Origin of the sequence: Streptomonospora arabica (genome assembly GCF_039531585.1) — a bacterium.
GTDB classification, from domain to species: Bacteria; Actinomycetota; Actinomycetes; order Streptosporangiales; family Streptosporangiaceae; genus Streptomonospora; species Streptomonospora halophila.
On sequence record NZ_BAAAQI010000010.1, the window covers coordinates 1 to 25,766 of the forward strand.

A 25,766-nucleotide genomic window follows, 5' to 3' on the forward strand; every position below is an offset into this window, starting at 1 on the left:
CTGGCCCGGTTCCGCCAGTGGATCGAAGCCGTCATCGACACCCTCAAGGGCCAACTCGGCCTGGAGTCCCACGGCGGGCGCACCCCGGCCGGAGTCTATGCCCGCACCGGACAGCGGCTGCTGGCCCCTGGCTGCGGCGATCCGCCACAACTGGGAGACCGACGCACCCGTCAAACGGTCGCTGATCGCCTACGACCACTGAAGACATCGGACTCACTCATCTAGCGGGCGGCGCACGCAGGTGCGCCCCGCGCCCCGGGCGCGAAGCGTTCTTCCGGCGCGGGCCCCTGCGAAAGGAACCGGTGCCGCTCTCGCCGAGCCGAGGAAGGAGCCGGGGCGGCTCCCCCGCCGGCGAACGAGAAGGCAGCGGGAGCGGTGCCGGCACACCGCGCAGGAGGACAGCGACCCGCAGAACACGCCTCAGCGCGGCGGCACCCGCGCGGCGGGTGCGGCGGCGCCCCGGGCGGCGGACGCGCGTGCGCGCCGACGCCCGGGCCCGCGCGCGGCGGCGCCCGTCACACGTCCCGGGAGGACTCCGCGGCCCGTTCCGCGGACTGCAGGTCCGCGGCCTCGTCGGCCACGCGCGCGGCCTCGAACTCGCGGCGGGCGAGGTCGACCTGGGACTTGCGGACGATCTCGACGACCTCGTCGGGATCGTCGGTCAGGTGCAGCAGGTCCGGGTCGCCCGGTGAGATCGTCCCCTCCTCCAGGAGCGTGTTGCGGATCCAGTCGCGCAGTCCCGACCAGAACTCGGTGCCGACCAGCACCACGGGGAACCGGGTGACCTTCCCGGTCTGCACCAGGGTGATCGACTCGAACAGCTCGTCCAGCGTGCCGAACCCGCCGGGCAGCACGACGAACGCCTGCGAGTACTTAACGAACATGGTCTTGCGCACGAAGAAGTACCGGAAGGTGACGCCGATGTCGATGAAGTCGTTGAGGCTCTGTTCGAACGGGAGCTCGATGCCGAGGCCGATCGAGGTGCCGCCGGCGTCCTGCGCCCCCCGGTTCGCGGCCTCCATCACGCCGGGCCCGCCGCCGGTGATGACGGCGTAGCCGGAGGAGGCCAGTTTGGTGCCGATCTCCTGGCCGAGGTCGTAGTAGGAGGTTCCGGGCTTCGTGCGGGCCGATCCGAAGACGCTGACCGCGTGGCCGACCTCGGAGAGCAGTCCGAACCCTTCGACGAACTCGGACTGGATGCGCAGGACGCGCCAGGGGTCGGTGTGCACCCAGTCGGCCGGTCCGCGCCGGTCCAGCAGCCGTTGATCGGTCGTCGTCTCCGGTATTGCGTCTCCACGGTAGGTGAGGGGTCCCGCGCTGCGGGTTTTCCGATGTTCCGTCATGCGGCAACGCTATCCGGATTCGGCGAGCGCCATGCTGAATCCCAGGCCACACCCGGGCGACCACAATCGGACCGCCGCCTGTCGGCCCCGGCGGCACCGGGCTCGCGTCCGCCCCGGGGGAAGGCTGTGCGGCTCCTCAGCCCGTCCCGGACAGCCAGGAGGCCATCCGCGCCTCCGCTTCGGCGACCGCGTCGAGCGCGACCCACTCGTCGCGGGTGTGCGCCAGGGTCGGGTCGCCGGGTCCGTAGTTGACCGCCGGCACGCCCAGCTCCGCCATCCGCGCGACGTCGGTCCAGCCGAGCTTGGCGCGGACCTCTCCGCCGCCCACGGCCGAGACGAAGTCGGCCGCCGCGGGATCGTCCAGCCCGGGCCGGGCCGGCGGCGCGGAGTCGGTCACCCGGACGTCGAAGTCCTCGAACAGCTCGCGCAGGTGCTGCTCGGCGTCGAGGGAGGTGATGTCGGGCGCGAACCGGTAGTTCACGGTGACGGTGCACTCGTCGGGGATGACGTTGCCGGCCACGCCGCCGGAGACGAACACCGCGTTGAGGCCCTCGTGGTACTCCAGCCCGTCGACCACCGGCTGCCGCGGCGTGTAGGAGCGCAGCACGTCCAGGATCGGTCCGGCGCCGTGGATGGCGTTGCTGCCCATCCACGAGCGGGCGCTGTGTGCGCGCTCGCCTCGGGAGATGACCTCCACCCGCATCGTCCCCTGGCAGCCGCCCTCGATGACGCCGCCCGTGGGCTCCAGCAGGACCGCGAAGTCGCCCCACAGCCGGTCGGGCCGGGTGCGCGACAGCCGGCGGAGGCCGTTGCGCTCGGCGTCGACCTCCTCGCAATCGTAGAACACGAAGGTCACGTCGTGCGCGGGCTCGGGCACCGCGGCGGCGAGCCGGAGCTGGACGGCCACCCCGCTCTTCATGTCCGAGGCGCCGCAGCCGTACAGCCGCCCGTCCATCGTGCTGGAGGGGACGTTGCCGACGATGGGCACGGTGTCGATGTGCCCGGCGAGCACCACGCGGCGGCGCCGGCCCAGCTCGGTGCGGGCGATGACCGCGTCTCCGTCGCGTTCGACCGCGAGGTGCGGCAGCCGGCTCAGGGCGGTCTCGATGGCGTCGGCGAGCGGGCGCTCGCCGCCGCTGACGGATTCGGTGTCGACGAGCTCGGCCGTGAGCGTGCGGACGTCGGCGGTCAGATCCAGCATGTCGGCTGCCTTCGGTTCGTCTCGGGTCTGCGGAAGGCGCGGCGCACCCGCGGGTGCGCGCGGGCGGTGCGCCGCGCCGGTCCCCCGGAGGCGCCCGGCCGCTCGCGGCGCGGTGCCGCACGCGTACGGGGGCGCGGGATCGGGCTCAGGCGTTGACGCCGTGCTCCCGCAGCAGCTCGTTCAGCGCCAGCTTGTCGTGCTCCTGGCCGGCCTCCAGGCGCTTGAGCACCAGCAGGCACGGCATGCCGAAGTCGCCGCCGGGGAAGCTCTTGACCCGGTTGGCGGTGACGCACACCGACCAGGCGGGGGCCTCGCCGCGCGGTAGCTCGTCGCCGGACTCGGCGTCGAAGACCCGGGTGGAGGAGGTCAGGATCGTGCCCGCGCCGAGTTTGGCGCCGCGGCGCACGCGGGCACCCTCGACGACCATGCTGCGCGAGCCGAGGAACGCGTCGTCCTCGATGACGACGGGAGACGCCTGCGGCGGCTCCAGGACGCCGCCGACCCCGACCCCGCCGGAGAGGTGCACGTTCTCGCCGACCTGCGCGCAGGAGCCGACGGTGGCCCAGGTGTCGACCATCGTGCCCGAGCCGACCCAGGCGCCGAAGTTGGTGAAGGAGGGCATAAGCACGACGCCGGGAGCCAGGTAGGAGCCCCAGCGGGCGATGGCGCCGGGCACCACGCGCACGCCGTCCAGGCGCGTCTTGAGCGGGATGCGGTCGTGGTAGTGGAAGTCGCCGACCGCGGCCTCCTGCATCCCGAGGACGCGGAAGCTCAGCAGGATGGCGCGCTTGGCGCGCTCGTCGACGACGACCTGGTCGGTGGCCTCGTCGACGAAGGCGACCCGGGCCTTGCCGGTGTCCAGCTCGTCGACCGCGCCCACGATCAGGTCGCGGGCCTCGGTGTGGTCAGGGGTCAGTTCGGATCGGCGCTCCCAGAGGGCGTCGAGCTCCTCGGGAAGCGGACTGGTGAACGCGGTGGTCATGGCCACGGAGCCTACCGGTGGCCGACCCGCTCCCCAACCCGGCGCACGCGGCCGCACCGCCATCGCCGCGGCGGATCCGGCGGCTTAAGGCGCCGTACAGTCCCGGATACGCTCCGTCACGCGCGGGCGCGGTTTTCCCCTACGCCTTACTATGCGTGAAGACCCCGGCTTCGAGACGCGCGGCGGCCGGTGCCGCGCCCGGGACCGCGCGGGGTCGATCCTGCCAACCGAGGCGCGCGGCTGCACCGCCCGCGCCCCCAACCACTACGGTCTGCCTGTGCCTCGAAAGCTCAGAAGGGTCTCCGCCTTCTTCAAGATCCTCATCGCGCTCACGGTGGTCTGCGGAGCGCTGGTCGCCGGCGGGTACTACGTGATCTCCTCGGTACGGCCGCTGGAGGTCGCCGACGAACCCGAGCCCGTCGACAAGTGCACGTTCACCGCCGACGGCGACACCGACTCCCTCGAACCCGAACAGGCCGCCAACGCCGCGACGATCGCCGGGGTGGCGCTCCGGCGCGACCTGCCCCGGCAGGCGGTGGTGATCGCCTACGCCACGGTCTGGCAGGAGTCCAAGTTCTACAACATCGAGTACGGCGACCGGGACTCGGTCGGGCTGTTCCAGCAGCGGCCCTCGCAGAAGTGGGGAGAGCCCGACCAGCTGATGGATCCCGTGTATGCGAGCGGGGCCTTCTACGACAAGCTCACCGAGATCGACGGCTACACCGACATGCCGGTCTATGAAGCGGCCCAGGCCGTGCAGCGCAGCGCCGACGGCTTCGCCTACGACCAGCACGAGCCCGTGGCCCGCCAGATGGCCGAGGCGTTCACCGGGGCGTCGGGGCCCACGGTCGCGTGCGTGCTGCCCGACGGGGTGGGCAAGGCCGACCTGGACGCCGCACGCGAGGAGATGGTCCGCGTCTTCGGCGAGGACCCCGGCGCGATCCCGCCCGGCGGCTCCTACCAGACGGGCGACCTGGGCTGGGCGATGGCGCAGTGGGCGGTGGCCAACGCCGGGAAGTACGGCATCAGCTCGGTGACCTACCAGGACCAGCGGTGGCGCGTCGACGCGGGGGAGAAGGGCTGGCAGACGGTCCCCGACGCCGCGCCGCGCGGCGAGATCGCGCTCTCCTCGGCCTCCTAGGTCTCCTAGGTCTCCTGCGACCGCGTTTCGGCCGGCGGGCCGCCCGGCCCGCCGGCCCGGGGTCAGGCCAGGGCGCGCAGGCGCTTGGCCGCCGCTTCGACGCGCTCGTCGGTGGCGGTGAAGGCCACCCGCACGTGCCCGGCGCCCGCCGGGCCGTAGAAGTCGCCGGGCGCCACGAGGACGCCGTGCTCGGCGAGCAGCGCCACCGAGCCCCAGGCGTCGTGCTCGGGGTGGGCCGCCCACAGGTACAGCCCGGCCTCGGAGTGGGTGATCCGCCAGCCCGCGGCCTCCAGCGCGCCGCGCAGCGCCGTGCGGCGGGCGGCGTAGCGGTCCTTCTGCTCGCGGGCGTGGTCGTCGTCGTCCAGCGCGGCGCGCATGGCCGCCTGGACCGGGCCGGGCATGATCATGCCGGCGTGCTTGCGCACCGCCAGCAGCTCGTCGACGAGCGCCTGGTCGCCGGCGGCGAACGCCGCGCGGTAGCCGGCGAGGTTGGAGCGCTTGGACAGCGAGTGCAGCGCGATCAGCCCTTCGTGGGAGCCGCCGCACACGTCGGGGTGCAGCACCGAGACGGGGTCGCCGCCCTCCCAGCCCAGGCCGATGTAGCACTCGTCGGAGGCGACCACGGCGCCGCGCTCGCGCGCCCAGGCGACGACCTTGCGCAGGTGCTCGACGCCCAGCACGCGGCCGGTCGGGTTGGCCGGGGAGTTGACCCACACCAGCCGCACGGGTGCGGGCCCGAGCGCGGTGAGGCCGTCGGAGGCGACGGGTGCGGCGCCGGACATGCGGATGCCGACGTCGTAGGTGGGGTAGGCGAGCTCGGGGTGGACCACGGTGTCGCCCTCGCCCAGGCCCAGCAGGGTCGGCAGCCAGGCCACGAACTCCTTGGAGCCCAGCGAGGGCAGGACGGCCGCGGGGTCCACGCTCACCCCGTGGCAGCGCCCCAGCCAGTCGGCAGCCGCCGCGCGCAGCTGCGGCGTGCCGTAGGTGGCGGGATAGCCCGGGGAGTCGGAGGCCGCGGCGAGCGCCTCGCGCACGCGCTCGGGCACCGAGTCGACCGGGGTGCCGACCGACAGGTCCACCGCCCCGTCGGGATGGGCCTCCGCTGTCGCCTTGTGCGGGGCCAGGCGGTCCCACGGGAAGGTCGGCAGCCGGTCTGCCACTCGCCTGCGATCGGCCATGGTGTCCATCCCTCGATCATCGCCGGCCCGGGTGGGGACCGGTCACATGACGCACCGCCGCCGCGGCGCGGCGGGCTCCGGCTTCCGGCGAGCGGGCGGGTCCGGCAGGCGGGCGGCCCGCTGCCGGCGGCCCGCCCGGTCGAAGGGCGGACCGCCGCGCGCGCGGCCTGCCGGAGTCCGCGCCCTACTCCTCTGCCTGCGGGGGCAGCTTGGCGACCACGGGGTGGTCGGTGTCGAGCTGGCCGACCTTGGAAGCGCCGCCGGGAGAGCCGATCTCGTCGAAGAACTCGACGTTGGCCTTGTAGTACTCCGACCACTGCTCCGGAAGGTCGTCCTCGTAGTAGATGGCCTCCACAGGGCACACCGGCTCGCAGGCGCCGCAGTCGACGCACTCGTCCGGGTGGATGTAGAGCATGCGCTTGCCCTCGTAGATGCAGTCGACGGGGCACTCCTCGATGCACGCCTTGTCGAGCACATCGACGCAGGGCTGCGCGATGACGTAGGTCACGTCGTACTCCTCTTCGGTCTTCGCCACGTTGACCGCGCGTAAGTGTCTTCGCTGTCACATAGCCTGGGCGATGCCGGGAGTCCGGAGCGGGACCGCCGGGCATCTGACACACGATTCGCAGTCTCCAGTATTGCGCCCACCGGGCTTTTCCGCGTAATTGGGGGTCGATCCCATGGGTCCAGGCCCGCGCATGCGCCAGGAGCTGACCCCTGGCGACATCGGTCGGCGCGCCACTGTGCGCCTGCGGCTGTCCGGCGGCGGGTTCCGGGATATCGTCGGGGTACTGGAGTCCTGGCAGGACGGCCTGCTGCGACTGCGCCGACGCGACGGAAATGTGACAGAGGTCACCGCCGAGGACGTCGCAGGAAGCCGTATCGTGCCGCAACGACCGCCCACACGCAGGCGGGGGGCCGAGAGGCCGACGACGGACGGCTAGCGGCCCGCCGCGCGCGAGCCGCACCGCGGGCGCTCCCCGCGGTGCCCGCCGGACGCCGATGTTGAAGGGGGAGGTGGCGAGTCCACGCCATGCAGGAGACCGTCGCTTCCGCCCTCGCCCAGCTCGCCCGCTCCGACAGCCGTGCCGCCCAGGTCGCCGAAACCGCGCTCTCCACCCTCACCGACGGCCGCAACCTCGAAGCGCTCACCCAGCACTCCGTCCAGGAGTTCTGCTGGTACGTGCTGCCGGTGCGCTTCTCCGCCGACTCCGCCGAGCGGGCGTTCGCCGCCCGCTCGCTGGGCCGCCTGTTCTCCCTGCTCGGCCTGGACCGCTACGCCGCCATCTGCACCTCCGGCACCACCCGCGAGATCCTGGAGAACCACCGGGTCAGCCACGACTCCGGCCACCAGGCCTACCGCCGGGCGATGCGCGCCTCCGGCGTCGAGCCGCCCGACCTTCCCGAGCTGACCTGGGGCAGCACGCTCGGCTCGGCCGAGATCGCGGCCTACCAGGCCACCTCGGCGTCATTGGAGCTCGCCGTCGCGCTGGAGGAGCTGCGGCCGGGGACGCCCGCCTGGCGCAACACCCAGCAGCAGCGCACGCGGGCGTTTCTGACCCAGCCCGACCCGCAGGGGCGCAGCAGGCTCGACCGCGTGCGCGAGGAGCGGGTGCGCGCCTGGCTGTCCTCCCCCTCGCACCCGCACCGCCAGCGGCTGTGGCCGCTGCTGGGACAGCTCATCAGCGGCGCCGAGACCCCGCCCGACGCCGCGGCCGCGCTGGCGCCGGTGGTGCGGCTGCTGGACTACGCCGACGACGGCATCGGGCTCACCCAGATCGGCTACATCTCGCCCAGCGTGGTGCGCGAGCTCTGCGCCGAGTTCGGCTGGGACACCTCTCCCTCGCCGCCGCGCAGCGAGACCGACTCCACCCAGCTCATCGCGCTGCACAAGCTGCTGCGCACCATGCGGGCGGTGCGCAAGTCGGGCCGGCGCCTCGTGCTCACCCGGCGCGGGCGGATGCTGCACGACGACACCGAGGCGCTGTGGCGCGCTGTGGCCGAGAGCGTGCTCGACACCGACGGGTTCGCCCAGGCCGCCACCGAGACCCTGCTCGGGCTGCTGCTGTCCTTCTCGTCGCGCTCGACCGGCAGCCACGCCCGCGGCACCTGCGGCGACATCGCCGAAGAGGCCCGCCTGGTGCTCGCCGACTCCGGCTGGGGCAGCGAGGCCTCCAGCCGACTGCCCGACACCCAGCAGGTGGGCTCGGTGCTGATCACGGTCACCTGGCTGCTGGAGACGCTCGGCTTCGTCGTGGGCGGCGACCTGCTGGGCGAGGGCGGCAGCCACCAGCTCACCAAAGCCGGGCACGCGTTCTCCCTCACCGCCATGCACATCTCGGCGACCACTCCCCCGACCTCGCTTTAGGGCGTGTTCGACGGGTCCGTCCCCAGCGAGCGTCGCACGCGGGTGCGCCCCCGCGCCCGCCCGGCGCACAGCGGGCGGGCGGCGCGCTCGGCGACCCGGTGCGCAGGTCCGGGCAGGTGCGCCTAGCCTGGATGACGGCGCGCCGCCGCCGATCCCCCGCGCACCGCGCCCCCGGCGCCGCGCGACTCGCCGATCGCGACCCGCGCGGCCCGCCGCCGGCCTGTTGACATCCGTTATCCGACGAGCTGGAGCACCATGCCCGCGCCTGAGCCCACCGACCGGGAAGAAGACGCCGCACCGCGGCCAGACGCCGCCGCGGCCACCACCGGGGGCCACGGCGCGCCCGAGGAGGCGGCCGAGGGGCGGGACGGCGGCGAGGCCGGCGCGGAGCACGCGGACGCGGGCTCCCCCGGCACTCCCGCGCCGGCCACCGGGCGGTCGGCGGCCGACCTGCTGCCCAGCCCGGTCTTCGTGCTGCTGCTGGGGATCGCCGGACTGGCCGGATGGTTCTCCTGGACGCGTGCCGAGGTCGACTGGACCGGCGACGACTCGCGGGTGTACCTGCCCTTCGTGTTCATCCTGACCGGGTGGATCGTCTCGCTGGTCCTGCACGAGTACGGGCACGCCGCGCTCGCCTACCGCTTCGGCGACCGGGCGCTGCGCGGCGGCGGCTACCTGCGGCTCAACCCGCTCCGCTTCCGCGAGCTGTTCTCCAGCCTGCTGCTGCCGGTGGCGTTCCTCCTGCTGGGCGGGATCGGCCTGCCGGGCCCCGCGACCTACCTGGACGACGCCGCCGTGCCGAGCCGGGCCCGGCGCAGCCTGGTCGCCGCCGCGGGGATCGCCGTCAACCTCGTGCTGGCCGCCGCGGCGGCCGCCGCCGTCGCCGTCCTGGTACCCGCCGGCATGTTCACCGACAACTGGATGCTCGGCGGGCTGATGTACCTGTGCTATCTCAACCTGACCGCGGCGGTGCTCAACCTGCTGCCGATTCCCGGCATGGACGGCTTCGGCGTCGTCGCGCCGTACCTGCCCGGCAGGATCGCCGAGCGGGTGCGCCCGTGGTCGCTCTTCGGGGTCATCGCGGTGTTCGCGGTGCTGTGGGTGCCGCAGGTCAACGTCGAGGTGCCGCGGGCGATGACGCAGGTGTTCGCGGGCCTGGGAATGCCGCAGGTGGACGTCGGGTTCGGCGAGGTGCTGCTGCGGTTCTGGGCGTCCTGACACCGGTGCCGGCGCGGTGCCCGGCGCGGCCTCAGTGGCCGGGCTCGGTCACCACGGCGGCGATGCCGACCGCGGTGAGACCGCCGAAGAGGTAGCAGTAGTCGATCACGGTCGAGGTCAGCACGATGTCGCCGCCGGAGGTCACCGCGATCAGCGAGAACACGGCGGCCGCCCAGCCCAGCGCCGGCAGCAGGGCGCCCAGCCGCGAGCCCATCCCCCAGCCCGCCCCTCGGCAGCCGGCGAAGAGCGCGGCCAGCACGGCCACCAGCGCCACCGCGGCAACCGCCTGCCCGGCCGGGCCCGCCACCCACAGGTAGGACAGCCACCCGGCGAGGACCGAGCCGCCGAATCCGACCGCCGCTCCCGCGGCGAGCAGCACCGTGTAGCCCAGTCCGGTCACGACCGGATCGGCGATCCGCTCCACCGCGCCCGTGCGGCCCTCGGCGGCGGCACCCGGCCGGGGCGGGGGCGGCTGCTGCTGTGCGGTCACGGCGGGAGGTCCTCCTGGCGTGCTCGTGGTCGTGGTCGTAGTCGACGGGGCGGACGCGCGGCGGGCGCGGGCCCGACGGGCGGCCGGGCACCGGCGCGGGCGGCGGGTCGACCGGTCAGGCGAACAGGTCGGACTCGTAGCCGTTGGGCCCCCGGCGCGCCACCGGACCGGCGAGCTGGGTGAAGTACTCCACCGCCTGGATCTCCTGGGCGGTCCCGTTGGAGAGCGCGAACAGCTCGCCGTCGACGCTGATCTGGGTGGCGTGCGCGCGCATCGCCAGCACCTTGGCCGGCCAGTGCGCCGAGGCGTCGATGCGCGCCGTGACGAGGCGGTCGGGGGTGCCCGGCGCGATGTCGGACGCGGTCGCGGGCGCCGTGAACGGGCCGGGAGCACTGCGCAGCCGCTCGACCGACTCCTCGATCACCGACCTGGGCTGGGCGACGGCGTAGAGCTTGCGTGTCTGCCAGGGCGTACCGGGCAGGGCCCGCTCGGCGGCCCGCTCGAACGCGCGCACGGCGACGCGGTGCGCCTGGATGTGGTCGGGGTGGCCGTAGCCGCCGTTGTCGTCGTAGGTCACGACGACCTGCGGGCGCACCTCGCGGATGACCTGGGCCAGCAGGTGCGCGGCCTCCTCCGCGTCGGCCTGCCAGAAGCAGCCGCGCCGCTGGTTGGTGGCGGCGCCCATCATCCCGGAGTCGCGGTAGCGGCCGGGGCCGCCGAGGAAGCGGTGGTCGCGCACCCCCATCGCGAGGCAGGCCTTGTCCAGCTCGCCGACCCGGTGCTCGCCGAGGGTGTCGTCGCGGTCGGAGCCCAGGTGCGCGAGCTCGGGCGGGATGATCTCGCCCTCTTCGCCGCGCGTGCACGTCACCAGCGTGACCTCGACGCCTTCAGCGGCGTACTTGGCCATGGTCGCGCCGGTGACGATGGACTCGTCGTCGGGATGGGCGTGCACCAGCAGCAGTCGCCGATCTGTCATGGTCTGGACGATACCCCGGTCGCGGCCCTGTGCACGGCACTGCGCCCGGCACGTCCGCACGCGCTCCGCGGACAGCGTCGGAGGGCCGCCCCGCGGCCGATGCGCCACAATCGAGGCATGAGCTTTCCCCGGCAACAGGCCCGCACACGGCGATTCACCATCGGCGTCCCGCGCGCGTTCCAGATCTCACCGGACGGCAGGCGCGTCGCCTTCCTGCGCGGCAGGGACGGCGAGGACGCCGCGACGTGCCTGTGGATACGCGACCTCGACGAGGCGGCGGAGCGCGTGGTGGCCGATCCGCGCACCATCGGCGCCGACGACGAGGACCTGCCCGCCGAGGAGCGCGCCCGCCGCGAGCGGCTGCGCGAGACCGGCGCGGGCATCGTCTCCTACACCGTCGACGCGGACTTCACCCGCGCCGTCTTCACGCTCTCAGGGCGGCTGTACACGGCCGATCTCGCGGGCGGGGGCGCCCCGCGCGAGGTCGCGGCCGCGGTCGCGCCGGTCGTGGACCCGGCGGTCTCGCCCACGGGCGACGCCGCGGCCTACGTCAGCGGTGGCGCGCTGCACGTCGTCGGGCTCGACGGCGGCGGCGACCGCGTGCTGGCCGAGCCGGACGGCGACGGGGTCGCGTGGGGGTTGGCGGAGTTCGTCGCCGCCGAGGAGATGAGCCGCTACCGGGGCCTGTGGTGGGCGCCCGACGGCTCGGCGGTGCTGGCGGCGCGCGTGGACGACTCGCCGGTCGCCCGGTGGACCATCAGCGACCCCGCCAACCCCGCCGCCGCGGCGCAGACCGTGGCCTACCCGGCGGCGGGCACGCCCAACGCCGATGTGCGGCTGGCGGTGCTGAGCCTCGGCGGGCACGGCCCCGCCGAGCCGCGCTGGATCGAGTGGGACCGTGAGGAGCTGCCCTACCTCGCCCGCGCCGGTTGGACGTGCCGCGGCGCCGGCAGCGGCCCCGCCGACGCCTCCCGCCCCGATGAGCCCGCCGAGGTCGTGTTCACCGCGCAAAGCCGCGACCAGCGCACGCTGTCCCTGTTCCGGGCCGATCCGCTCACGGGAAAGGCGAGCCGCGAGCTCTCCGAGACCGACGGAACGTGGGTCGAGATCATGCCGGGGGTGCCGACCTTCACCGCGAGCGGCGAATCAGTGTGGATCGGGCGCCGCGAGCGGGACGGGCGGCGCGCCCTGCTGGTGGGCGGCCGCGAGGCGGGCCCGCCGGACGGCGCCTACCTGCGGGGTGTGGCCGACGTCGACGGCGACCGGGTCCTCTACTCGGCTTCGCCGGACGGACGGCCCGGCGAGGTGGGGCTGTGGCTGCTGGACACGGCCACCGGCGAGACCTCCGCTGTCGAGGTGCCGCCTGCGGCCGCCGGCGGCCGCCGCCCGGATGCGGAGGGCGCCGTGCTCTCGGGCAGGCTCGGCGGCGACACGCTGGTCGTCCAGCGCCGAGGCATGGACGCCGACGGCGTGCGCACGCTGCTGCTGCGCGGGTCGGCGTCCGGCGGCGGGCCGGAGGTCGCGGGCGAGGTCGAGAGCCTCGCCCTGGCACCCGACCTGCCGGCGCCCAACGTGCGCTTCTGGTCGGCGGGCGAACGGGGCGTGCCCGCGGCGCTGGTGCTGCCGTCCTGGTACGACCCGGACGCCGAGGGATCCGCTGCCCGCCTCCCCGTGCTGATGGACCCCTACGGGGGACCGCACGCCCAGCGGGTGCTGCGCACCCGCGGCGCCTACCTGACGTCGCAGTGGTTCGCCGACCAGGGGTTCGCGGTGGTGATCGCCGACGGGCGCGGCACACCCGGTATCAGCGTCGAGTGGGAGCAGGCGGTCGACGGCGACCTGGCGGGGCCGGTGCTGGAGGACCAGGTCTCGGCGCTGCACGATGCGGCCGCCCGCTTCGGCTGCCTGGACCTGGACCGGGTCGCGATCCGCGGCTGGTCCTTCGGCGGCTACCTGGCGTCCCTGGCGGTGCTGCGCCGGCCCGAGGTCTTCCACGCGGCGGTGGCGGGCGCCCCGGTCACCGACTTCAGCCTGTACGACACCCACTACACGGAGCGCTACCTGGGTACGCCGCAGGGCCGGCCGGAGGCCTACGCGCGCTCCTGCGCCCTGGAGGGCTGGGCCGAGCCGAAACGCCCGCTGATGCTCATCCACGGCCTGGCCGACGACAACGTGGTCTTCGCCCACACGCAGCGGCTGTCGTCGGCGCTGCTGGCGGCGGGGCGGGCCCATACGGTGCTACCGCTGTCGGGCATCACCCACATGGCCTCCGAGGAGACCACGGCGGAGAACCTGCTGCTGCTTCAGGTGGAGTTCCTGCACCGGTCGCTGGGCGCCGGCGCGGACTCATAACCGCCGCTTCTCGTCCGGCGGCGCCCGGGCGGGTAGGGCCATCCGGTCCGTTGCGGGAGCCCTACCCGCCCCGCTCCGGGGACGCGCTACCCGACCTCGGGTTGGCGCATCCGCGTGGCCGAATCCGGCCAATTCCGGGTGCTGCAGCGACTGTGGGTAACCGGTTGTATCGGCCTGCACTGCGCACTCATGCGGCCGCGGAGCCACTCCCGGCTCCCCTCCGGCTCCCGGGCGCCGCGCGCCCCGCCCTGTGCCGCCGCAGGGGGCGACGTGGGGTGACGGCGGGAGCGCTCCGCCAACTGTCGCGGCAGCCGGCTATGACCTAGGGTTTCGGGCGCTCGCCGAAAGTCGGTGGGCGGGCACGGCGGTCTTGTGTCCCCCTCCTTGCGTGCGACCGCCTGCCGCCGGCGGGCCCCCGCTGAGTCCCCGCTCGTCGGCGGGGCCCGCCACCCCGCTACCCCTGGAAGAACAGCAGTGCGCAAGTCCCCCTGTGCCATGGCGTTCGGCAGCGCAGCCGTCGCCCTCGGCCTCGTCGTCGCCGGTGCCGCGACGACCGCCGACCACACCCCCGTTCCGCAGGACGTGTCCGTCTCCGCGGGCTCGCCCGGCTCGGCGCACGCGGCGCCGCGGCACACCCCCGGTCCGGCCGCGCCGACCGCTGAGGGCACGGCGGCCGCATCCCGGACGGAGCCGGTCGCGCGCTCCGCCGCGGAGCGGCTCCGCGCCCGCCTCGGCGAGGCGTTCGCCCCCGGCGTCCCGGATGCCGCGCACGACGAGCTGGGCGTCACGTTCGGACCCGGCGCGGGGGCCGGCGCGGGAGGCCGGAACGCCGCTGTGGGCGGGGATCCGGCGCCCCATGCGTTCGGGCCGAACCCACGCACGGGCTAAGCTGCCGCTGAGGCTCGTCGGTATGTGGCAATAGCCGGAATCGGACCGATATGTCGCAGGGGCACCGAGCAGGGCACCGGAGGCGGTGCGCACGCGGCGCCCCGCCGACCCAGCGGCTTCACGAGCACTCCGGTGCCGACAGGGGCGCCGGAGTCTCGCGCATCGCAACGCCCGGGTGCGCGAGGCCGGTCGGCGTATCCCACCCGCATCCATTCCCCCGTACGCCGGCCGGCTCCCCGGGCCTTCCGGGCCGCCTTCGCGCCGCCGCACGCGGGCGGGAGGGCGGCTCGCCGTCCCTAGAATGTGGCCATGCGCTATGTCCTGTCGGCCCTCCTGCTCGACGCCGCCTTAGTGCTCGCGTTCGTGGTCGTCGGGCGCGTCAACCACGCGGAAGGCCTGACGCCGACCGGCGTGGCGCTCACGTTCGGGCCCTTCGCCGCCGCGCTCGTCGCGGGATGGCTGGCGGTGCTGCCGTGGCGGCCGTGGCGCAACCCGAAGGCCGTGGTGTCGACCGGCTGGCTCGTGCTGCTGATCACGGTGGGCGGAGCGATGCAGCTGCGCGAGGCCACCGGTGAAGACGCCCCCTTCTCGTTCGTCGTCGTGACGGCGGTCTTCCTGGGCGTCACCCTCCTGGGCTGGCGCGCCCTGGCCGCCCTGCTCCGCCGCCGGCGCACCCCCGCCGCCGCGGACACCCCCGCCGACTAGGAGCGCGCGGCTGGGGCCGCACCCTGCGCCTCCTCCGTACCCGCCCCCGTGCGAGCCGCCGGGGGCGGTCACTCGTGTCCGCACGCGGCGACGCGATGCCGCGTCCCCACCCCGGCACCGCCGCGGCGCCCGAAAGGCCTGAGCCTCCTGAGCCGAAAGGGATTCGCGGGAACCGCGCGAGCGGTTGCGCGCTCAGCCTACACTCAGGATTCACAGCGAATTCCCAGATTTCGGGCCGCCGCGTCGGCCGGCACGCGTCCCCCCGGGCGCTGAGGCGACCAGCCGAATCGCGTGCTGAACGCGGCCCGGTCCGCCGACGGAAGGGGTCACAATGCCCAACCCGATGGGCGCCATCAACAAGTACGGCCAGATCGAGGAGTACACGCCGGAGGAGATCGCCTCCGGCGCGCACCGCAAGCGGGTGGGCGCCTACTGGGACGAGATCGGCCGACTGCAGTACAAGTTCCTCGTCGAACAGGGGCTCACTCCTGATTCCACGCTGCTCGACGTCGGGTGCGGCTCCCTGCGCGGCGGCATCCACTTCATCCGGCACCTGAACCCGGGCAACTACTACGGCATCGACGTCGACCCCGCGCTGGTCAAGGCCGGGCTGGAGCACGAGCTGCCCGCCGTCGGCCTGAGCGAGCGCCTGCCCGCCGACAACCTGCGGGTGACGTCGCGGTTCGCCTGCGACTTCGGGGTCAGGTTCGACTTCGCGCTCGCCCAGTCGGTGTTCACCCACCTGCCGCTCAACCACATCCGGCTGTGCCTGTACCGGGTGGCCAAGGTCATGCCGCCCGGCGGGCGGTTCTACGCCACCTACTTCGAGGCCCCCGCCGACGAGCCGTTCGACAAGCCGCACCGCAAGCGCTACCCCGAGAAGGACCCCTTCCAGTACCGGCCCGAGGAGCTCGCCTGGGCTGCCAACGTGGCGGGCTGGCGGTTCCGCAGCATCGGCGAGTGGGGCCACCCCCGCGGCCAGCGCATGGCCGAGTACCGCCGGGTGGCCTCACCCCGCGAGACCGTCCGCCGCGTCCGCCGCAAGGCCAGGCGCGTCGCGAGCCGCTACACGTCCCGCCGGTGACCCCCGCATCCGGCTCGAAGCGCCGCGCGGGAGGGCGCTCCCTCCCGCGCGCGCCGCTGCCCGGGGGCGCGGCCGGTACCGGCGAACCCTGGCGGCGCGGGCGCCGGTCCGAGAGTATGGGGCACCGAAACGCTTCCCGCTCATCCGCCGACGCCCGGGAGGGCCCTGTGGTCGACCAGGTGCTCATCGCCATCGCCGCCGCCGTAGCCGGCAAGGCCGTGGAACCGATGACCGAGCAGGCCGTATCCGCTCTGCGCGGTCTGCGCAAGGCCGTCATCGAGCGCTTCCGCGACGATCCGGAGGCGCGCGGGGCCCTGGAGGCCGCGCAGATCGACAACGAGGACGGCGAGGCCGTCGAGGCGCTCGCGGGGCACCTGGACTCCGCCGCCGCCTCCGACCCCGCGATCGGCAGGCTCACCGAGGAGCTGCGCCCACACTTCGGCGCCGCCGAGGGCGGGGTGGTCAACACGGTGCAGGGCGGCGTCAGCGGAACCGTGGTCCAGGCCCGCGACATCCACGGCGGTGTGCGCTTCGACCGCCCCTAAGCTGGGGCGCGTGACCGACCAGGCCCCTCCCGACTCCGCAGACCCCGACACCCGCGGCGGGAGCCGCGACCCGCACGAAATCGGTGTGGGCCCGTGGCGGGGGCCCTGGCCCGAGGGCGACCACTACGACCCCGAACTGCTGGCCGAGGGCGACCGCCGCAACGTCGTGGACCGCTACCGGTATTGGCGCCGCGAGGCGATCGTCGCCGACCTCGACACCCGGCGCCACCCCTTCCACGTGGCCGTGGAGAACTGGGAACACGACTTCAACATCGGCTCGGTGGTGCGCACGGCGAACGCGTTCGCCGCAGAGGCCGTGCACATCGTGGGCCGGCGCCGCTGGAACCGCCGCGGCGCCATGGTGACCGAGCGCTACCAGCACGTCCACCACCACACCGACACCTCCGGCCTGGTCGCCTGGGCGCGGGAGCGCGGGCTGCCCCTCGTCGGCGTCGACAACCTGCCGGGCGCGGTGCCGCTGGAGACCTACCCGCTGCCGCGCGCGTGCGTGCTGGTCTTCGGCCAGGAGGGCCCCGGGCTTTCGGCGGAGGCGCGGGCCGTGTGCGAGGCGGTGCTGTCCATCGGGCAGTACGGGTCCACCCGCTCGGTCAACGCGGGCGCGGCGGCCGCGATCGCCATGCACGCCTGGGTCCGGGCACACGTCTTCCAGCAGCGGCCCTGAGCGCTCCCGCACCCGCGCGGGCGCCCTCCCGGCCGGTCCCGCGGACGGGCGCGGACGCGATCGGGGACCGCCCCGCTGCGCGCGGAACGGCCCCCGGATGCGTCGGTCCCCGCCGCTACTCGGACCTGCTGCTGGTCAGCGAACCCAGCAGGTCGCGGTTGAGCTGGGAGATCGTGTCCAGCGGGATGCCCTTGGGGCACACCGCGGCGCACTCGCCGATGTTGGTGCAGCCGCCGAAGTCCTCCGCGTCGTGCTGGTTCACCATCTGGACGACGCGGGCCTCCCGCTCGGGCTGGCCCTGCGGCAGCATGCCCAGGTGGGTGACCTTGGCCGCGGTGAACAGCATGCCGGAGGCGTTGGGGCAGGCGGCCACGCACGCGCCGCAGCCGATGCAGGTCGCCGCGTCGAACGCGCGGTCGGCGTCGGCCTTGGGCACCGGCATGGCGTGGGCGTCGGGCGCGGTGCCGGTCGGCGCGCTGACGTAGCCGCCGGCCTGGATGATCCGGTCGAAGGAGCCGCGGTCCACGACCAGGTCCTTGATGACCGGGAACGCCTTGGCCCGCCACGGCTCCACCGTGATGGTGTCGCCGTCGGAGAAGCTGCGCATGTGCAGCTGGCAGGTCGTGGTGGTCTCGGGACCGTGGGCCTCGCCGTCGATCACGACGCCGCAGGCGCCGCAGATCCCCTCGCGGCAGTCGTGGTCGAAGGCCACCGGCTCCTCGCCCTCGAGGATGAGCTTCTCGTTGAGGACGTCCAGCATCTCCAGGAAGGACATGTCCTCGGAGACGTCCTCCACCTTGTAGGTGACCATCCGACCCTTGTCGTCGGGGCCCTTCTGGCGCCAAACGCGCAGGGTGATGTTCACTTGTAGCTCCGCTGCTTCATCTCGACGTACTCGTACTCCAGGGGTTCCTTGTGCAGGACGGGCGGCTCGCCCGTCCCGCCGAACTCCCACGCGGCGACGTAGGCGAACTCGTCGTCGTGGCGCAGCGCCTCGCCGTCCTCGGTCTGGCTCTCGGCGCGGAAGTGCCCGCCGCAGGACTCCCTGCGGTGCATCGCGTCGATGCACATCAGTTCGGCCAGCTCGAAGAAGTCGGCGACGCGGCCGGCCTTCTCCAGCGACTGGTTCAGCTCCTCGTTGGTACCCAGCACGCGGACGTTCTGCCAGAACTCCTCGCGCAGCTCGCGGATGCGCTCGACGGCCTTGCGCAGGCCCTCCTCGCTGCGCTCCATTCCGCAGTAGTCCCACATGATGTGGCCGAGCTCCTTGTGGAAGGAGTCCACGGTGCGGTCCCCGTTGATCGAGAGGAGCTTGTCGATGCGCGCGCGCACCGCCGCGGCCGCCTCCTCGACCTCCGGGGAGCTCTCGTCGACCTTCTCGAAGGGGCCGGCGGCGAGGTAGTCGTTGATGGTGTTGGGCAGCACGAAGTAGCCGTCGGCCAGGCCCTGCATCAGGGCGCTGGCGCCCAGCCGGTTGGCGCCGTGGTCGGAGAAGTTGGCCTCACCGGTCACGAACAGGCCCGGGATGCTGCTCTGCAGGTCGTAGTCGACCCACAGTCCGCCCATGGTGTAGTGCACGGCCGGGTAGATGCGCATCGGAACCTCGTAGGGGTTCTCGCCGGTGATGCGCTGGTACATGTCGAAGAGGTTGCCGTACTTGGCCTCGACCGCCGGGCGGCCCATGCGCTTGATCGCGTCGGCGAAGTCCAGGTAGACGCCCAGTCCGCCCGGGCCCACGCCGCGTCCCTCGTCGCAGACGTTCTTGGCGGCGCGCGAGGCGATGTCGCGCGGCACCAGGTTGCCGAAGGCGGGGTAGATGCGCTCCAGGTAGTAGTCGCGCTCGTCCTCCGGGATCTCGCGCGGGTCGCGCTTGTCGCCGGCCTCCTTGGGCACCCAGATGCGGCCGTCGTTGCGCAGCGACTCGCTCATCAGCGTCAGCTTGGACTGGTAGTCGCCGCTGACGGGGATGCAGGTGGGATGGATCTGGGTGTAGCAGGGGTTGGCGAAGTGCGCGCCCTTGCGGTGCGCCCGCCAGGTCGCGGTGACGTTGCACCCCATGGCGTTGGTCGAGAGGTAGAACACGTTGCCGTAGCCGCCGGAGGACAGGACGACGGCGTCGGCGAAGTGCGTCTCGATCTCGCCGGTGACCATGTCGCGGGCGACGATGCCGCGCGCCCGGCCGTCGACGACGATCAGCTCCAGCATCTCGTGGCGGGTGTTCATCTCCACCGTGCCGGCCTGGACCTGGCGCTCAAGGGCCTGGTAGGCGCCGATGAGCAGCTGCTGCCCGGTCTGCCCGCGGGCGTAGAAGGTCCGCGAGACCTGGACGCCGCCGAAGGAGCGGTTGTCGAGCAGGCCGCCGTACTCGCGCGCGAACGGCACGCCCTGGGCCACGCACTGGTCGATGATCTCGACGCTGACCTGGGAGAGCCGGTAGACGTTGGACTCGCGCGAGCGGAAGTCGCCGCCCTTGACGGTGTCGTAGAACAGCCGGTAGATGCTGTCGCCGTCGTTGCGGTAGTTCTTGGCCGCGTTGATGCCGCCCTGCGCGGCGATGCTGTGCGCACGCCGCGGGCTGTCCTGGTAGCAGAACGACTTCACGTTGTACCCGGCCTCGCCCAGCGTGGCGGCCGCCGAGGCGCCGGCGAGGCCGGTGCCGACGATGATGACCGACAGCTTGCGGCGGTTGGCGGGGTTGACGAGCTTCGCGGAGAAGCGGCGCTTGTCCCAGCGCTCGGCGACGGGTCCCGCAGGCGCCTTCTCGTCGCGGATTTCGTCGCCTTCGATGTAGAGGTCCTTCATTTATCCCACCAGCCCGAAGGTCACGGAGAGCGGCGTGAGCAGGAAGCCGATCGTCAGGCCCGCCGCGATCACGGTCGCGATGATGTTCAGCGAGCGCTGCCGGCTCTGCCGGTTGGCGCCGAGCGTGGTCAGCGCACTCCAGATCCCGTGCCGGAGGTGGAGGCCCACGGCGAGCACGGCGGCCACGTAGAACAGGGTGACGTACCAGAACTCCGGCTGGAAACCGGAGACCATCCGCTCGTACGGGCTGTCCGAGGGGCCTCCCGGGTGGATGGTGTTGGTCGTCAGGTGCAGCACGTGGAACACCACGAACAGCGCGATGCCGATGCCGCCGTAGCGCATCGTGTAGGAGGAGTAGCTGCGCTGCACGCGCTTGGTGACCTGGTAGCGCACCGGGCGGGCGCGGTCGGCGCGCCGCCACAGCACGACCGCCGCGTAGGTGTGGATGAGGACGCTCGCCAGCAGCACCACGCGCATGATCCACAGGAAGCCCCCGTGGGGCAGCATGGGCTCGCCCAGCTCGCGCAGGTGGTGGGAGTAGTTGTCGAAGGCCTGCCGGCCCGCGAACACGTTGAGGTTGCCGTACATGTGCGCAATCAGGAAGAGCACGAGGATCACACCGGTGACCGCCATCGCGGACTTCAGGGCCACCGTGGAGCCGAGTGCCTCCGATCGCTGCTTGGTCAGGGTACTGTTCGCCACAACTCGTCACTTTAAGACTTGATAAAGAACAACGTCTAAGTCATGAGAGTGCTGGTGTCGATAGCCGTAGGCTATGGTCATGCAGTTCCAGCAGCTGGCGTATTTCCTCGCCGTGGCCGAGACGCGCCATTTCACCCGCGCAGCCGAGGTTTCGCACGTCGCCCAGCCCAGCCTGAGCCGCCAGATCCGCAACCTGGAGGAAGAGCTGGGCGCCTCCCTGTTCAGCAGGGCGCGGGGAAATATCACACTCACGCCCGCCGGCGAAGCGCTCCTGCCGCTGGCCCAGCGCATCGTCGCCGACACCGAGACGGCGCGCCACGAGGTGCAGCAGCTCGCCGGGATGCGGCGCGGGCGGCTGCGGCTGGGCGCCACGCCCTCGCTGTGCGCCGGGCTGCTCGCCGAGGCGCTCGCGGGCTTCCACGACCGGTTCCCCGGAGTCGAGCTGCAGGTCGAGGAGAGCGGGTCGCGGGACCTCATCCGCGCCCTGGGCCGCGGCGAGCTGGACCTGGCGCTGATCATCCTGCCCCTGCAGAGCAGCGACCCGGCGTTCGTGACCACCCCGATCCTGCGGGAGAACCTGGTCGTGGTGCACGCGGCCGACGCGCCGCCGCCCACGCAGCGCGCGTCGATGCGCATGACCGATTTGCGCGACCGTCCGCTGGTGATGTTCCGGCACGGCTACGACGTGCGCGAGGCGACGCTGCACGCCTGCCGCGCCGCGGGCTTCGAGCCGCGGCTCGCGGTCGAGGGCGGCGAGATGGACGCGGTGCTGCGCTTCGTTGAGGCGGGCCTGGGCATCGCGGTGGTGCCCAGCATGGTGCTGAAGAACCGGCCCGGGCTGCGGGGCACGCCGCTGGCCCAGCCCCGCCTGCTGCGCACCATCGCGCTGGCCCACCGCAAGGACGTCGACCCCTCGCACACCGCGCGGGCCTTCCGTCGGCACCTCATGGCCTACCTGACGCACCTCACCCGCGACGACCTCGGCGAGGACCTGGAGGTCATCGCGCCGCTGCACCCCTGATCGAAAGCCCCGACGGCGCGGCGGACGCGGGCGGGCGCCCCACCCCGGCGCGCCGCGTCCCACCGGCGGCGCGGATATGCGATAAATTCTGTTCATGAAGGCTCGGCTTACTTTCACATAACGGGCACATGCCTTCATATTTCACAAAATTCACTTAAACCCAAAGGGCCTCACACAGCCCCACTTCTCCGCAAACCAGCCACCCGCGAATACGCGGCGTGGCATTTTTCACATTCATTTCGGGTAATTTTCGAGCTGAATTCGTGATCGCTGCGGCCTAACGTGGCTTCCCTAACCCGTCCGCACTGCCTGATCAGACGGCTGCGGGAGCGGCCCGAGCCCCGCGCTCCGCCATCGACGGGGCCGCCCGCGCCAAGATGGAGACGCAGCGAAATGACATCGACGCTTCCCCCGCCGGAGCGGGCCGGACTCAAGCGCCCCCGCATCGCCGCACGGACCCTGCGCACCGACCGCTGGTGGGCCGGTCCGGTGTGGACCGTGCTGGGGCTGACCGCGTTCCTGGTCTACGGGCTGGTCCGCGTACTGCAGCAGGACAACTACTGGGTGGCCGACTACCACTACCTGACGCCGTTCTACTCGCCGTGCCTGTCGGCGTCCTGCGTGCCCGAATCAGCGCATTTCGGGACCCTGCCCTGGGAGTTCCCCTGGTTCCTGCCCTACGCGCTGTTCAGCCTGCCGTTCCTGCTGCTGTTCCGCTTCACCTGCTACTACTACCGCAAGGCCTATTACCGCGCGTTCTGGCAGGCCCCCACCGCCTGCGCCGTGCGCGAGCCGCACGGCCGCTACACCGGCGAGTCCCGGTTCCCGATGATCGGCCAGAACCTGCACCGCTACTTCTTCTACATCGCCGTCGTCATCTCCCTCATCAACACCTACGACGCGGGGCTCGCGCTCTACGGCGGCCTCGCGGACGGGTTCGGGGTCGGGCTCGGCAACCTGGTCCTCATCGCCAACGTGGTGCTGCTGTGGGCCTACACGCTCAGCTGCCACTCCTGCCGGCACGTCTTCGGCGGACGGCTGAACAGCTTCGGCGGCAAGCCCGTGCGCTACTGGATGTGGACGCAGATCTCGCGGCTGAACACCCGGCACATGACGTGGGCCTGGATCACGCTGGGATCGCTGGTACTCGCCGACCTCTACGTGGCGCTGGTCGCGAGCGGGACCATCACCGACCCGCGGATCTTCGGCTAGCACCCGAGAGTCCGCATTAGGCAGCCCCCAACCGCGGGTATCCGGCACTCCAGGCGCCCGAGCGCGACCACGCCGGAACCGGCGCAACGAAAGTCAGGAAGATGTCCGAGACAACACGGCACAGCTACGACGTCGTCGTGATCGGCGCCGGCGGCGCGGGCCTGCGCGCCGCGATCGAGGCCCGACAGCAGGGCAAGAGGACCGCCGTCATCTCCAAGTCCCTCTTCGGCAAGGCCCACACCGTCATGGCCGAGGGCGGCGCCGCGGCGGCCCTGGGCAACGTCAACAGCAGCGACCACTGGAAGATCCACTTCCGCGACACCATCCGCGGCGGCAAGTTCATGAACAACCCGCGCATGGCCGAGCTGCACGCCAAGGAGGCGCCGGAGCGGATCCTGGAACTGGAGTACTGGGGCGCCCTGTTCGACCGCACGCCCCAGGGGCGCATCAGCCAGCGCAACTTCGGCGGGCACGAGTATCCGCGGCTGGCCCACGTCGGCGACCGCACCGGCCTGGAGATGATCCGCACCCTGCAGCAGCGCGTGGTCCAGCTCCAGCAGGCCGACGCCGCCGAGTTCGGCCACCCCGAGGCCATGCTCAAGGTGTTCGCCGAGACCACCGTCACCGAGCTGCTGCTCGACGGCGAGCCCGGCGGTGAGGACACCCGCATCGCCGGCGCCTTCGGCTACGTCCGCGAGACCGGCGACTACCTCGTCTTCGAGGCTCCCGCGGTCGTCCTGGCCACCGGCGGCATCGGCAGGTCGTTCAAGGTCACCTCCAACTCCTGGGAGTACACCGGCGACGGCCACGCGCTGGCGCTGCGCGCCGGGGCCACGCTGCTGAACATGGAGTTCGTGCAGTTCCACCCCACCGGCATGGTCTGGCCGCCGTCGGTGAAAGGCATCCTGGTCACCGAATCGGTGCGCGGCGACGGCGGTGTGCTGCGCAACTCCGAGGGCCGCCGCTTCATGTTCGACTACGTGCCCGACGTGTTCCGCGACCACTACGCCGAGTCCGAGGAGGAGGCCGACGGCTGGTACGCCGACCCCGCCAGCCACCGGCGCCCGCCCGAGCTGCTGCCGCGCGACGAGGTCGCCCGGGCCATCAACAACGAGGTCAAGCAGGGCCGCGGCTCGCCGCACGGCGGGGTGTTCCTGGACGTCTCCACCCGGCTGCCCGCCGAGGAGATCATGCGCCGGCTGCCGTCGATGCACCACCAGTTCAAGGAGCTGGCCGACGTCGACATCACCGCCGGCCCCATGGAGGTCGGGCCCACCTGCCACTACGTTATGGGGGGTGTCGAGGTCGACCCGGACACCGGGGCCTCCCTGGTGCCCGGCCTGTTCGCCGCCGGCGAGGTGGCCGGCGGCATGCACGGCTCCAACCGGCTGGGCGGCAACTCGCTGTCGGACCTGCTGGTGTTCGGCCGCCGCTGCGGCCTGGGGGCGGCCTCCTACCTCGACGGCCTCGGCGAGGAGCGCCCCGCCGTCGACTCCGACGTGATCGAGCGCCTCGGCGCGGAGGCCGCCGCCCCCTTCGAGCACGAGGCGGGCGAGAACCCCTACCAGCTGCAGCAGGAGATCCAGCAGACCATGAACGACCTGGTCGGCATCATCCGGCGCGGTCCGGAGATGGAGCAGGCGCTGGAGTCGCTGGACAAGCTGCGCGAGCGCGTGGCCGGGGTGCGCGCGGAGGGCGACACCGTCTACAACCCCGGATGGCACCTGACCCTCGACCTGCGCAACATGCTGCTGGTCTCGGAGGCCGTGGCCCGGGCCGCGCTGGAGCGCCAGGAGTCGCGCGGTGGCCACACCCGCGACGACCACCCCGCGATGTCGGCGGAGTGGCGGCGGAGCAACCTGGTGCTCTCGCTGCGCGAGGACCGCATCCGGCTGCGCCGCCAGCCGCTCGACACGCTGCGCCCCGACCTGATGGAGCTGTTCGACCGCGAGGAGCTGGGCAAGTACCTCACTGAGGAGGAACTTCCCCCCGCGGACCGGTCCGACGGCGCCGAGACCGCGAAGGAGGACAACGAATGACCAAGCGGACGTTCCACGTCTGGCGCGGCGGTGGCGAAGGCGACCTGGCCGAGTACGAGGTCGAGGTCAACGAGGGCGAGGTCGTGCTCGACGTCCTGCACCGCCTCCAGGCCACGCAGACACCCGACCTGGCCGTGCGCTGGAACTGCAAGGCGGGCAAGTGCGGCTCCTGCTCGGTGGAGATCAACGGGCGCCCGCGCCTGTCGTGCATGGCGCGCATGAGCACGTTCGAACCGGACGAGAGCATCACCGTGACGCCCATGCGCACCTTCCCGGTCATCCGCGACCTGGTGTGCGACGTGTCCTTCAACTACCAGAAGGCGCGGGAGATCCCGTCGTTCACCCCGCCCGAGGGCACCGAGCCCGGCGACTTCCGGATGGCGCAGGCCGATGTGCAGCGGTCCCAGGAGTTCCGCAAGTGCATCGAGTGCTTCCTGTGCCAGGACGTGTGCCACGTCATCCGCGACCACGAGGAGAACAAGGAGGCCTTCTCCGGCCCCCGGTTCCTCATGCGCGCCGCCGAGCTGGAGCTCCACCCCGAGGACACCGCCGACCGCCGCAAGATCTCCCAGGAGGAGTTCGGGCTGGGCTACTGCAACATCACCAAGTGCTGCACCGAGGTCTGCCCGGAGAACATCAAGATCACCGACAACGCGCTGATCCCCCTGAAGGAGCGCGTCGCCGACCGGCAGTACGACCCGCTGGTGTGGCTCGGCTCCAAGATCGGCCTGCGCAAGGGCGCCGACACCCCGCTGCCGCCCAACACCCGCACGCCCTCCTCCGCACCGGAGCAGTAGCCGGAGCGGGGGCCGCCGCGGGGCGGCCCCCGCCGCGGCA

General features: G+C 72.7%; 22 protein-coding genes and 1 pseudogene. 13 read left to right on the plus strand and 10 right to left on the minus strand.

What is annotated here, in order from left to right:
• Positions 1-202, plus strand: a pseudogene (locus ABD284_RS16570) (IS982 family transposase); the annotation flags it as partial.
• Between the two features lie 313 nt (positions 203-515).
• On the opposite strand, the gene ABD284_RS16575 reads toward ABD284_RS16570, so the two are convergent.
• The 3 genes from ABD284_RS16575 to ABD284_RS16585 form a co-directional block, all read right to left on the minus strand.
• Positions 516-1,343 (minus strand): LOG family protein, encoded by an 828-nt coding sequence (locus ABD284_RS16575; protein WP_344144369.1) that lies wholly within the window; start codon positions 1,341-1,343, stop codon positions 516-518.
• A 136-nt stretch (positions 1,344-1,479) separates the two neighbouring features.
• Positions 1,480-2,544: a succinyl-diaminopimelate desuccinylase gene (gene dapE / locus ABD284_RS16580; protein WP_344144371.1), complete on the minus strand. Its 1,065-nt coding sequence runs from the start codon at positions 2,542-2,544 to the stop codon at positions 1,480-1,482.
• Positions 2,545-2,689: 145 nt separating this feature from the next.
• Positions 2,690-3,526, minus strand: a complete 837-nt coding sequence (locus tag ABD284_RS16585) for a 2,3,4,5-tetrahydropyridine-2,6-dicarboxylate N-succinyltransferase (protein WP_344144374.1) — start codon at positions 3,524-3,526, stop codon at positions 2,690-2,692.
• 277 nt (positions 3,527-3,803) lie between these two features.
• Here ABD284_RS16585 and ABD284_RS16590 point away from each other — a divergent pair, with 277 nt between their 5' ends.
• On the plus strand, positions 3,804-4,667 hold the full coding sequence (locus ABD284_RS16590) for a VldE C-terminal domain-containing protein (RefSeq protein ID WP_344144377.1): 864 nt from the start codon (positions 3,804-3,806) through the stop codon (positions 4,665-4,667).
• 62 nt (positions 4,668-4,729) lie between these two features.
• On the opposite strand, the gene dapC is transcribed toward ABD284_RS16590, so the two are convergent.
• A complete protein-coding gene (dapC, locus tag ABD284_RS16595; protein WP_344144611.1) occupies positions 4,730-5,845 on the minus strand; it encodes a succinyldiaminopimelate transaminase in 1,116 nt (371 codons plus the stop codon).
• A gap of 184 nt (positions 5,846-6,029) precedes the next feature.
• Complete coding sequence (gene fdxA / locus ABD284_RS16600) at positions 6,030-6,353, minus strand: ferredoxin (protein ID WP_344144612.1); 324 nt, start codon at positions 6,351-6,353, stop codon at positions 6,030-6,032.
• A gap of 525 nt (positions 6,354-6,878) precedes the next feature.
• Between fdxA and ABD284_RS16605 the strand changes: the two genes are divergently transcribed.
• Both ABD284_RS16605 and ABD284_RS16610 read left to right on the plus strand, forming a co-directional pair.
• Positions 6,879-8,213 carry a hypothetical protein gene (locus ABD284_RS16605; protein ID WP_344144380.1) on the plus strand — a complete coding sequence of 445 codons (1,335 nt, stop codon included), beginning with the start codon at positions 6,879-6,881 and terminating at the stop codon, positions 8,211-8,213.
• A 255-nt stretch (positions 8,214-8,468) separates the two neighbouring features.
• Complete coding sequence (locus ABD284_RS16610; RefSeq protein ID WP_344144382.1) at positions 8,469-9,431, plus strand: site-2 protease family protein; 963 nt, start codon at positions 8,469-8,471, stop codon at positions 9,429-9,431.
• A 31-nt stretch (positions 9,432-9,462) separates the two neighbouring features.
• On the opposite strand, the gene ABD284_RS16615 is transcribed toward ABD284_RS16610, so the two are convergent.
• Positions 9,463-9,921, minus strand: a complete 459-nt coding sequence (locus ABD284_RS16615; RefSeq protein ID WP_344144384.1) for a hypothetical protein — start codon at positions 9,919-9,921, stop codon at positions 9,463-9,465.
• A gap of 115 nt (positions 9,922-10,036) precedes the next feature.
• Positions 10,037-10,897, minus strand: a complete 861-nt coding sequence (gene mshB / locus ABD284_RS16620) for an N-acetyl-1-D-myo-inositol-2-amino-2-deoxy-alpha-D-glucopyranoside deacetylase (RefSeq protein ID WP_344144386.1) — start codon at positions 10,895-10,897, stop codon at positions 10,037-10,039.
• A gap of 117 nt (positions 10,898-11,014) precedes the next feature.
• On the opposite strand from mshB, the gene ABD284_RS16625 reads away from it, so the two are divergent.
• The 5 genes from ABD284_RS16625 to ABD284_RS16645 all read left to right on the plus strand — a co-directional run bounded on the left by ABD284_RS16625 (position 11,015) and on the right by ABD284_RS16645 (position 17,153).
• Positions 11,015-13,249 carry a prolyl oligopeptidase family serine peptidase gene (locus tag ABD284_RS16625; protein ID WP_344144388.1) on the plus strand — a complete coding sequence of 745 codons (2,235 nt, stop codon included), beginning with the start codon at positions 11,015-11,017 and terminating at the stop codon, positions 13,247-13,249.
• 1,197 nt (positions 13,250-14,446) lie between these two features.
• On the plus strand, positions 14,447-14,842 hold the full coding sequence (locus tag ABD284_RS16630; RefSeq protein WP_344144390.1) for a DUF3054 domain-containing protein: 396 nt from the start codon (positions 14,447-14,449) through the stop codon (positions 14,840-14,842).
• Positions 14,843-15,173: 331 nt separating this feature from the next.
• Positions 15,174-15,926 (plus strand): class I SAM-dependent methyltransferase, encoded by a 753-nt coding sequence (locus tag ABD284_RS16635; RefSeq protein WP_344144392.1) that lies wholly within the window; start codon positions 15,174-15,176, stop codon positions 15,924-15,926.
• Between the two features lie 167 nt (positions 15,927-16,093).
• Positions 16,094-16,471: a hypothetical protein gene (locus tag ABD284_RS16640; RefSeq protein WP_344144394.1), complete on the plus strand. Its 378-nt coding sequence runs from the start codon at positions 16,094-16,096 to the stop codon at positions 16,469-16,471.
• A gap of 79 nt (positions 16,472-16,550) precedes the next feature.
• Positions 16,551-17,153, plus strand: coding sequence for a TrmH family RNA methyltransferase (locus ABD284_RS16645; protein ID WP_344144614.1), 603 nt, complete (start codon positions 16,551-16,553; stop codon positions 17,151-17,153).
• Between the two features lie 115 nt (positions 17,154-17,268).
• Here ABD284_RS16645 and ABD284_RS16650 read toward each other — a convergent pair whose 3' ends face one another.
• The 3 genes from ABD284_RS16650 to ABD284_RS16660 are packed head-to-tail and all read right to left on the minus strand — an operon-like array spanning position 17,269 to position 20,657.
• Positions 17,269-18,018 carry a succinate dehydrogenase/fumarate reductase iron-sulfur subunit gene (locus tag ABD284_RS16650; RefSeq protein ID WP_344144396.1) on the minus strand — a complete coding sequence of 250 codons (750 nt, stop codon included), beginning with the start codon at positions 18,016-18,018 and terminating at the stop codon, positions 17,269-17,271.
• Positions 18,015-19,955, minus strand: a complete 1,941-nt coding sequence (locus ABD284_RS16655) for a fumarate reductase/succinate dehydrogenase flavoprotein subunit (RefSeq protein ID WP_344144398.1) — start codon at positions 19,953-19,955, stop codon at positions 18,015-18,017. Before ABD284_RS16655 ends, ABD284_RS16650 begins: the two co-directional genes overlap by 4 nt.
• Complete coding sequence (locus ABD284_RS16660; RefSeq protein WP_344144400.1) at positions 19,956-20,657, minus strand: succinate dehydrogenase cytochrome b subunit; 702 nt, start codon at positions 20,655-20,657, stop codon at positions 19,956-19,958.
• Positions 20,658-20,736: 79 nt separating this feature from the next.
• On the opposite strand from ABD284_RS16660, the gene ABD284_RS16665 reads away from it, so the two are divergent.
• The 4 genes from ABD284_RS16665 (at position 20,737) to ABD284_RS16680 (ending at position 25,726) form a co-directional block, all read left to right on the plus strand.
• Positions 20,737-21,678 (plus strand): LysR family transcriptional regulator, encoded by a 942-nt coding sequence (locus tag ABD284_RS16665; RefSeq protein ID WP_344144402.1) that lies wholly within the window; start codon positions 20,737-20,739, stop codon positions 21,676-21,678.
• Positions 21,679-22,071: 393 nt separating this feature from the next.
• The gene (locus ABD284_RS16670) at positions 22,072-22,890 is read left to right on the plus strand and encodes a hypothetical protein (protein WP_344144404.1); all 819 of its coding nucleotides are present in this window, start codon (positions 22,072-22,074) and stop codon (positions 22,888-22,890) included.
• Positions 22,891-22,991: 101 nt separating this feature from the next.
• Complete coding sequence (locus ABD284_RS16675) at positions 22,992-24,929, plus strand: fumarate reductase/succinate dehydrogenase flavoprotein subunit (protein ID WP_344144406.1); 1,938 nt, start codon at positions 22,992-22,994, stop codon at positions 24,927-24,929.
• Positions 24,926-25,726, plus strand: a complete 801-nt coding sequence (locus ABD284_RS16680) for a succinate dehydrogenase/fumarate reductase iron-sulfur subunit (RefSeq protein ID WP_344144408.1) — start codon at positions 24,926-24,928, stop codon at positions 25,724-25,726. The genes ABD284_RS16675 and ABD284_RS16680 overlap by 4 nt, the downstream gene beginning before the upstream one ends.
• Positions 25,727-25,766 lie beyond the last annotated feature (40 nt).

Bases quoted from the DNA above. Each gene is read 5' to 3' on its own strand.
- ABD284_RS16575 (WP_344144369.1), bottom strand. From the start codon at position 1,343: ATGACGGAACATCGGAAAACCCGCAGCGCGGGACCCCTCACCTACCGT.
- dapE (WP_344144371.1), bottom strand. From the start codon at position 2,544: ATGCTGGATCTGACCGCCGACGTCCGCACGCTCACGGCCGAGCTCGTC.
- ABD284_RS16585 (WP_344144374.1), bottom strand. From the start codon at position 3,526: ATGACCACCGCGTTCACCAGTCCGCTTCCCGAGGAGCTCGACGCCCTC.
- dapC (WP_344144611.1), bottom strand. From the start codon at position 5,845: ATGGCCGATCGCAGGCGAGTGGCAGACCGGCTGCCGACCTTCCCGTGG.
- ABD284_RS16605 (WP_344144380.1), top strand. From the start codon at position 6,879: ATGCAGGAGACCGTCGCTTCCGCCCTCGCCCAGCTCGCCCGCTCCGAC.
- ABD284_RS16610 (WP_344144382.1), top strand. From the start codon at position 8,469: ATGCCCGCGCCTGAGCCCACCGACCGGGAAGAAGACGCCGCACCGCGG.
- mshB (WP_344144386.1), bottom strand. From the start codon at position 10,897: ATGACAGATCGGCGACTGCTGCTGGTGCACGCCCATCCCGACGACGAG.
- ABD284_RS16625 (WP_344144388.1), top strand. From the start codon at position 11,015: ATGAGCTTTCCCCGGCAACAGGCCCGCACACGGCGATTCACCATCGGC.
- ABD284_RS16630 (WP_344144390.1), top strand. From the start codon at position 14,447: ATGCGCTATGTCCTGTCGGCCCTCCTGCTCGACGCCGCCTTAGTGCTC.
- ABD284_RS16635 (WP_344144392.1), top strand. From the start codon at position 15,174: ATGCCCAACCCGATGGGCGCCATCAACAAGTACGGCCAGATCGAGGAG.
- ABD284_RS16655 (WP_344144398.1), bottom strand. From the start codon at position 19,955: ATGAAGGACCTCTACATCGAAGGCGACGAAATCCGCGACGAGAAGGCG.
- ABD284_RS16665 (WP_344144402.1), top strand. From the start codon at position 20,737: ATGCAGTTCCAGCAGCTGGCGTATTTCCTCGCCGTGGCCGAGACGCGC.
- ABD284_RS16670 (WP_344144404.1), top strand. From the start codon at position 22,072: ATGACATCGACGCTTCCCCCGCCGGAGCGGGCCGGACTCAAGCGCCCC.
- ABD284_RS16675 (WP_344144406.1), top strand. From the start codon at position 22,992: ATGTCCGAGACAACACGGCACAGCTACGACGTCGTCGTGATCGGCGCC.
- ABD284_RS16680 (WP_344144408.1), top strand. From the start codon at position 24,926: ATGACCAAGCGGACGTTCCACGTCTGGCGCGGCGGTGGCGAAGGCGAC.